This is a genomic window from Chitinophaga sp. GbtcB8 (assembly GCF_019091455.1).
In the GTDB taxonomy this organism is placed as follows: domain Bacteria; phylum Bacteroidota; class Bacteroidia; order Chitinophagales; family Chitinophagaceae; genus Chitinophaga.
Genome location: NZ_JAGXJN010000086.1, coordinates 1 through 1,788, shown reverse-complemented (window position 1 = coordinate 1,788; position 1,788 = coordinate 1). Strand labels below are relative to the sequence as shown.

General features: G+C 46.1%; 1 protein-coding gene. It reads left to right on the top strand.

Going from position 1 to position 1,788, the window contains the following annotated elements:
• Nucleotides 1-1,788, top strand: a 1,788-nt coding sequence (locus KVT36_RS31465) for an amino acid adenylation domain-containing protein (RefSeq protein ID WP_217607388.1), incomplete at both ends; no start/stop codon positions are given.

Below are 1,788 nucleotides of genomic sequence, written 5' to 3'. Positions count from 1 at the left end.
TGATCTTGCAGAATGCCGGTGGAGTGATAGCAGAAGGCACGCAATTAGGTGATGCCCGCATCAGCAGCTATGAAACAACAGGCAGCCGGTTCACCAAGTTTGACCTTACTTTCAACTTCGTAGAAGCAGCCGAAGAACTACAGGTAACTATTGAATACAACCGGGATATTTATAACGCAGATACCGTTAAACGTTTTACTCATCACCTGGAACAGTTGCTGGCCGCTATTATTGCGCATCCTGATCTGCCGCTGAACCGTCTGAACTATTTAGGTGCCGCTGCACAGTTGCAGCTGCTGGAAACGTTCAATGCAACGGAGATAGCTTACAAACATAGCGGTACTATTCTGCAAAAGTTTGAGGAACAAGCAGCGAAAACGCCGGATAATACGGTTATCCTGTTTGGTGAAACTACAATCACTTACCAATCACTGAATGAGCAGGCTAACCGCTTAGGCGATTATCTGCGCACACAATACAATATCCAGGCGAATGACCGCATAGGCATTCAATTAGACCGTAGTGAACAAACCATCATTGCTATACTGGCGGTATTAAAATCCGGCGGTGCTTATGTACCTATTGATACAGAATACCCGCAGGAACGTATTGACTATATAATAGCCGATAGCCAATGCAAAGTAGTAATAGATGCCGCAGAATTAGCCACATTTAAACAGGTAGCGGATCAATATTCCACAGAGAATATAAACACCGCCAGCCAACCCGCTGATCTGGCCTACATCATCTACACTTCCGGTTCTACCGGTAAGCCTAAAGGTGTAATGATCGCCCATAGCAATGCCACTGCTTTCATTAACTGGAGCCAGCAGGAGTTTAATGCAAATACTTTCGATATAGTATTTGCCGCAACATCTATCTGTTTCGATCTTTCTGTTTTTGAAATATTCTACCCTTTAAGCGTAGGCAAGCCGGTTCGGTTCTTAACCAATGCATTGGCCATTCCCCAGTACTTGAATACAGCAGAAAAAATACTGATTAACACCGTGCCCAGTGTAGTAGGTAACTTGCTGAGTGAAGGTATTGATCTCAGTAATGTAGCCGTATTGAACATGGCCGGGGAGCCCATTTCACCGCGCTACCTGGACCAGCTGGATGCAGAGCGCATAGAGATCAGGAACCTGTACGGCCCTTCAGAAGATACCACCTACAGCACTGTTTACAGGTTAAAGAATAATGGTAACATCTTGATAGGTAAACCCATCTCCAATACACGCATTTATATTCTCAGCGAATCCTTGCAGCTACAACCCGTTGGCGTAGCAGGTGAGATCTGCATTGCCGGTGATGGCTTAGCACAAGGCTACCTGAACCAGCCTGAATTAACAACCGTTAAGTTCATAGACAATCCATTCAAACCCGGAGAGCGCCTGTACAAAACAGGCGACTTAGGCCGCTGGTTATCTGATGGCAACATCGTCTTCATAGGCCGTAAAGATGAGCAGGTGAAAATCCGCGGTTACCGCATCGAATTAGGTGAAATAGAGAATACCCTGCAAACACAGACAGGCATTGAAGCAGCAGTAGTCATAGCCAAAGCTAACAACAGCGGTGAAAAAGAAATAGTGGCCTACATTGTTAGCGCAGCAACACAAAACATCGCTGACCTGCGCGCTGCCCTCAGCAAAACTTTACCCGCCTACATGCTACCGGCACATTTTGTGCAGCTGGAAGTTTTGCCCTTAACGCCCAATTGTAAAGTAGATAAGAAACAGCTGCCGGAACCGGAAGGCTTGGGTATTACGGGTGTTGAATATGTAGCCCCCC